Origin of the sequence: Stieleria sp., from assembly GCF_041595215.1 — a bacterium.
Taxonomy (GTDB): domain Bacteria; phylum Planctomycetota; class Planctomycetia; order Pirellulales; family Pirellulaceae; genus Stieleria; species Stieleria magnilauensis.
Window position 1 is genome coordinate 1 of the sequence record NZ_JBFHKV010000571.1, and the last position, 5,366, is coordinate 5,366.

Annotated in this window: 4 protein-coding genes; 1 reads left to right on the forward strand and 3 read right to left on the reverse strand. The window is 60.4% G+C overall.

The features are described from left to right. The 3 genes from ABX749_RS20245 to ABX749_RS20255 form a co-directional block, all read right to left on the reverse strand. The coding region (locus tag ABX749_RS20245) for a sugar phosphate isomerase/epimerase family protein (protein WP_372897571.1) at positions 1 to 442 on the reverse strand (442 nt) is incomplete at its 3' end. After that, the gene (locus ABX749_RS20250; protein ID WP_372897572.1) at positions 439 to 1,635 is read right to left on the reverse strand and encodes an amino acid aminotransferase; all 1,197 of its coding nucleotides are present in this window, start codon (positions 1,633 to 1,635) and stop codon (positions 439 to 441) included. The genes ABX749_RS20250 and ABX749_RS20245, both read right to left, overlap by 4 nt. 314 nt (positions 1,636 to 1,949) lie before the next feature. After that, the gene (locus ABX749_RS20255) at positions 1,950 to 3,083 is read right to left on the reverse strand and encodes a hypothetical protein (RefSeq protein WP_372897573.1); all 1,134 of its coding nucleotides are present in this window, start codon (positions 3,081 to 3,083) and stop codon (positions 1,950 to 1,952) included. Positions 3,084 to 3,272: 189 nt separating this feature from the next. On the opposite strand from ABX749_RS20255, the gene ABX749_RS20260 reads away from it, so the two are divergent. After that, positions 3,273 to 4,625 (forward strand): putative sugar nucleotidyl transferase, encoded by a 1,353-nt coding sequence (locus tag ABX749_RS20260; RefSeq protein WP_372897574.1) that lies wholly within the window; start codon positions 3,273 to 3,275, stop codon positions 4,623 to 4,625. Positions 4,626 to 5,366: the final 741 nt, after the last annotated feature.

Genomic DNA, 5,366 nt, shown 5'->3' on the forward strand with positions numbered 1-5,366 from the left:
GATCGTTTAGCGGTTCGAAGACCAACGTGACGCCGGCTTGCTCCAACATCGGTGCTGCTTCGCGCAGCCCGTCGACCAGGCAATCGTGTTGTGCTTCGTTGCCGGCGTCGGGCCGGAAGTCGCCGACCTGGGAAATCAGGGTCGGGCATCCGAGCCGCTTGGCCGCTTCGATTGATTCGCCGAGTCCGTCTAGATAGGCAGCCCGACTGGCCGGGTCGACCAGGCTGATGAACTTGGTGCAACAGGCGGCGATTTGCATCTGGTGTTCCGCCGCGGCATCTTCGATCTCCGCGAGATCTTTGTCCCACCAGCCCCAGAATTCAAAGGCGTCGATGCCACACGCTTTGACGCGGGCGATCGCTTCGCGCGGCGAAACGCCTTCAAAAACGGCGTCGATGCAAACCGAGGGACGAAGGCTCGAGGGTGTGGGTTGACTGCTCATGACATGACCGAAGCAACCGCTTCGCAGAAGGAGTTCATTTTGGTTTCGCTCATGCCGGCAACGTTGATCCGACCGCTGCCGACGATGTAGATGCCGTGCTTGCTCTTCAGCTCGTCGACCTGCATCGGGCTGAGCCCGCTGTAGGAGAACATGCCTTTCTGACGAAGCAAGAACGAGAAGTCGTGGCCCGAGCCGGTCGACTTCATGGTTTCGACGAATTGTTCTCGAAGTTTGGTGATCCGCAAACGCATCGTTTCCAGTTCTTCCTTCCACAGTTCGGTCAGCTGCTCGTCGGCCAAAATTGTGGCGACGATCGCACCACCGTGTCGCGGCGGATTGCTGTAATTGGTGCGAACCACTCGCTTCAGCTGACTGAGTGCCGCGGCGCACTGTGGGGCATCGGCCGCGACCAGCGAAACCGCGCCGACCCGCTCGCTGTACAAGCCAAAGTTCTTGGAGAACGACGTGCAGACGATCGCTTCGTCGACATGTTCCAGGACTGTTCGCAAACCGACGGCGTCTTGCTCGATCCCGTCGCCGAAACCCTGGTAGGCAAAATCGATCAGCGGCAACAGATTCTTTTTTGCGATCACCGATGCGATCTGTTTCCAATCCTCGGGCGTCGGGTCGATGCCGGTCGGGTTGTGACAACAGCCGTGCAGCAGGATCGCGTCGCCCGGTTTGGCGTTGTCGTCGAGCGCACCGAGCATGCCGTCCAGATCCAGCGACGTGCGATCATCACCCAGGTAGCGATACGTTTCCGACGGCAATCCCGCCGCGGAAAAAATCGCCGGATGATTGGCCCACGTGGGATTGGGCATCCAAATCCTTGCCTTTGGCAATTGGGTCTGCATGAAATCCGCGGCGACTCGCAACGCCCCGGTACCGCCGGGCGTCTGCAGCACCGCCACGCGATCGGCCGCCAACGTCTCCCCGAAGACCAGATTGCGGACATCGGCGCGGTACTCCGGCAAACCATCGATCGACAGATAGCCCTTGGTCGCTTCGCTGTCCAAGATCTTCTGCTCTGCCGCTTTGACCGATTTCAAGATCGGTGTCTGCCCGTTTTCGTCCTTGTAGACCCCGACCGACAAGTTCATCTTGCCTGGATTCGGGTCCGCGTTGAAAGCTTCGGTGAGTCCCAGAATCGCATCCGGGGGGGCGGTTTGAATGACGGAAAAACGATGACTCATGATGGTGGCTCGCGCGTGGGCTAGGCCTGGGGTGGAAATGGACGTTGCCAATGCCCGCGAATCGTAGTGCAACGGCGGCAATTCGGCTATCCTGTCCCCGACCCAGGGCGCGGCCTTTTGGTTCAGGACCGTCGCCGACGCTACCTCTCCCGGAGACGTTTCGTCGGCGCAAAACGGCCGCAACGACTTCTCGACCGGCTGAGGCCCCCACTCGGCGGAGCTTGAGCAGCACCACGGGCGTCCGGTGTGCAACGTGAACCGAGTGCGGTGTTTGCGCTGAGCTCTCTTGCCGTGACTCTGGCTCGCCGGACTCTTTAGCGATTGGCGTGGGCCCGCTGCCGCGTTGATTCTGATTCGAACCCCAAGCTGTAGGGGCGAAAGACGAGGATCGGATCGGCGACCAACGCACCGAAACCTCGTGTGCGCGGATCGATGCCCTCGCGATGCAGCGCCAGGGCCAGTGCGACGTCGCGGACCTGGGTTCGATGAGTCGTCTTGGGCGGTACCATCGATCGCCAAACGTGGCTGATTCGCGTGTCGGCTGAAAAACTTGCGATCCAGGCGTCGATTTCCGCTGTCGCAAAATTCAGCTTCGACGCGGCCAACAGCGCGGTCACAATTCGCGACGGCGATTCGGCCGGATCGTTCAACACCCGTCGGCAATCCGATTCGACCAGCTGACCGCAATCGTACCGCAACCCGATCACCAACCGGTCACGCAAATCGATCGGCGCGTCGGTCAAGAAACTGCTGACCAATCGCGACAGGACGCGGCGCTCGTGGTCACGCAGCGCCTCCGGGCCGCTGCCGGGATTGCTCAAGTGGGCGACCAGTCGTAGCGTCGCCCCGTCGGTCGTCTTCAGCTTGCGAGCCGACGCCAACGAAAGCACGACCGACCACGACGCAATGTCGTGTCGATCAAGGGTTTCGATCTCTGCCCAGCGAGTCGCATCGGTCGCGACTCCTGCCAGCAAACGCCCGATCTCGGGGCGATCTTGGACGGCCGCGGCGAACATCAATCGTGCGTCATGACCACCCCCGGCGGCATCACGAAACTGTTCCCATCCGGTCAGCTCGCGACCGTCGAACGACGCGTCGTAGAGAAAACGTTCCATCAGGATCTCGTGCTCCCGCATTTCCAGACGACTCAATAAACGTTGCTTGGAAAGATAAAGCTCCAAGTCCGGGGGTGGGAACGGATTGGCGCGAAGCAGGGCTTTGATTTGTTCTGCCAACAACTCGCTGCGAATCGCCATTGCGAGCAGTCGCGTTTCCGATCGCCCACGTGTGGAGAATGAATCGGCGGCCAATCCCGCGACCAGTGCTTCTAATTCAACCGGCGATTCTGTCTGTGGCGACGCCGGCGTTTGGGAGTGGACCCGGCCGGTGATCAACGCCGTCAACGTGAGGGTGAAGAGCCAAAAGAAACGGGCATCGGGTCGACACATCGGCAATCAAGAGCACATCGAGTTGTTTGCAAGGTAAGAAACCCTAGCCCGTCCCGAGGTCGATACCGGCTTCCACGCCGCGTTGACCGTTCAAATCCTCATCGGAAGACGTCAACGGTTCGGGTACACTGCGCGACCGCTACAACCCGAACGCTACGCCGAACCTTTGCACTGCCAAGCAACGACGCCATGAAACTGATCTGTTTCGAAGACGAATCCGTCAGCCAGCTCCAGCCGATCACCCTCGCGCGGCCCGCTTATGCGATCACGTGTGCGAGCTATCAGTTGGTCGATTGGTTGAAGCTGTTGCCCGGCGAATTGACCGTTTCCATTCGCAACTACTTGGCGCCGATTCAATTGCTGGAATCCGATCTTTCCGCTCCCTCGCGGGATTCGGTTCGGGGCGAAGAGATTCTGTTGGTCAACGCGCGATTGGTCCCGCGCGTCGACACCCTGGCGGCCCTCAAGTCACTCTGTGCGGCCACCGTTGCCGGTGTGGTCCGCTGCGATCGAACCGGTGCGATTTTGGCAGCCCGTCTGACGGCCAAGGAAACGTCGCGGCTCGATGCGCTGCCGCCGAGCCCGGCCGACAAGGTGGAGGAGCCCGCTTCGCCGTTTCAGAAAGCGGCTCGCAAAGCCGTCGGCGACCTGGAGAAGCTCAGTGATGACGGTGTGGCCAAATCCTTGTTGGAACTCGCCGCTGATCTGCCCACCGATTCACTTCCGATCAGTCCGGACGACCTGCCGGCGTTCGGTTGGCCCCACGAAGTCGTCGCCTGGCACATGACGGAAATGCCGACGGCCATGCAGTGGCGACTCGCACGCGGCGGATACACCGAAACGGCCGACGGTGTGTTTGTCGCCGACGGCGTCTCGATCGGACAGTATGCCGCCGTCGATACCAGCGAGGGGCCGATCCTGTTGGACGAAAACGTCAAAGTCGGTCCCTTCTGTTTGTTGTCCGGACCGGTCTACGCCGGACGCGGGACACGCATCATCGAACACGCGGCGCTCAAGGATGGCGTCTCGCTCGGTCACACCGTCAAAATCGGTGGTGAAGTCGAAGCGTCGGTCATCGAGCCGTACACAAACAAACAACACCACGGGTTTCTCGGTCACAGCTATTTAGGAAGCTGGATCAACCTGGGCGCCGGGACCTGCAACAGTGACCTCAAGAACACGTACGGCAAAATTAATATCGAGTACGGGAACGAAAAGATCGCCACCGGCATGCAGTTCCTCGGCTGCATCATGGGCGACTACAGCAAGACGGCGATCAACACCAGCATCTTTACCGGAAAGGTCATCGGGGTGTGCAGCATGTTGTATGGGTTCGCGACGTCAAACGTTCCCAGCTTTGTCAATTATGCCCGGCTGTTCGGGCAGCAGTCGTTGCTGCCGGCCGAAGTCATGGTCAACACCCAACAACGCATGTTCTCGCGCCGAAAAGTCGAGCAGCGGGAATGCGATATCCAGCTGATTCAGGACATGTACAAGTTGACGATCGCCGAACGTGATCGTGCCGACCACGACGGGTTTTGAGCTGCACGCCGTAGCAATGAGGAATGCGGTCGGTTTGCTGCGAGGGACTGCGATCGCCTTTGGCTCAGATCGGAGACTGGGCATTGGAGGCTGCCAGATAAAGGGCCAGCGCGAGCAAGGCGGCCGGAAGGGCGAACAATCGAATCAGCATCGGGGTCTCAGTGAACGGGTCTCAGTGAATGGGGCGAGATGTGGGTACGTGCGTGTTTGACAGGGTGCAGCCTGAATGCCAATTGGAAAAACATCGAATTTCCGCGGTCTGACCCCGTCACGCGCCATCAATACGACACCTCCGCAGTCTTCAAAGTGATCGCACCCAATTCTCGCCACCCACCGGGGACAGACCCCACCGGGGACAGACCCCAGTCGCCGCTCCACCGGGGACAGACCCCGGGGAACCCCGGACGGGGACAGACCCCGGGGGTCACCGGGGACAGACCCCAGGTGAACTCGGACGGGGACAGACCCCGGGTGAAGGTTCATTGGGGACAGTCCCGGAATGTTCCGGACGGGGCAGATCCCGGAAGAGCTTGGTCAAAAAATGGGTTGGTCAAAAAATGGGGTGTCCCGATTGCAAGACGACCACAGACCTGAGCGTTCCTATTTTTGAAGTTGAGCGGGGACAGACCCCGTCGCGGGTTGCCGGCTGCGCTGCGACCCCGTTCGGGGGCGTTTTGTGTGGTGTTTCTCGGCTCCGGCGGTGTTCGCTTCGCTCGCCCGCCGACTACTTGCTAGCATCCC

What these genes read in the sequence shown, in the direction of transcription:
- ABX749_RS20250 (WP_372897572.1), bottom strand. Translation starts at nt 1,635, where the DNA reads ATGAGTCATCGTTTTTCCGTCATTCAAACCGCCCCCCCGGATGCGATT.
- ABX749_RS20255 (WP_372897573.1), bottom strand. Translation starts at nt 3,083, where the DNA reads ATGTGTCGACCCGATGCCCGTTTCTTTTGGCTCTTCACCCTCACGTTG.
- ABX749_RS20260 (WP_372897574.1), top strand. Translation starts at nt 3,273, where the DNA reads ATGAAACTGATCTGTTTCGAAGACGAATCCGTCAGCCAGCTCCAGCCG.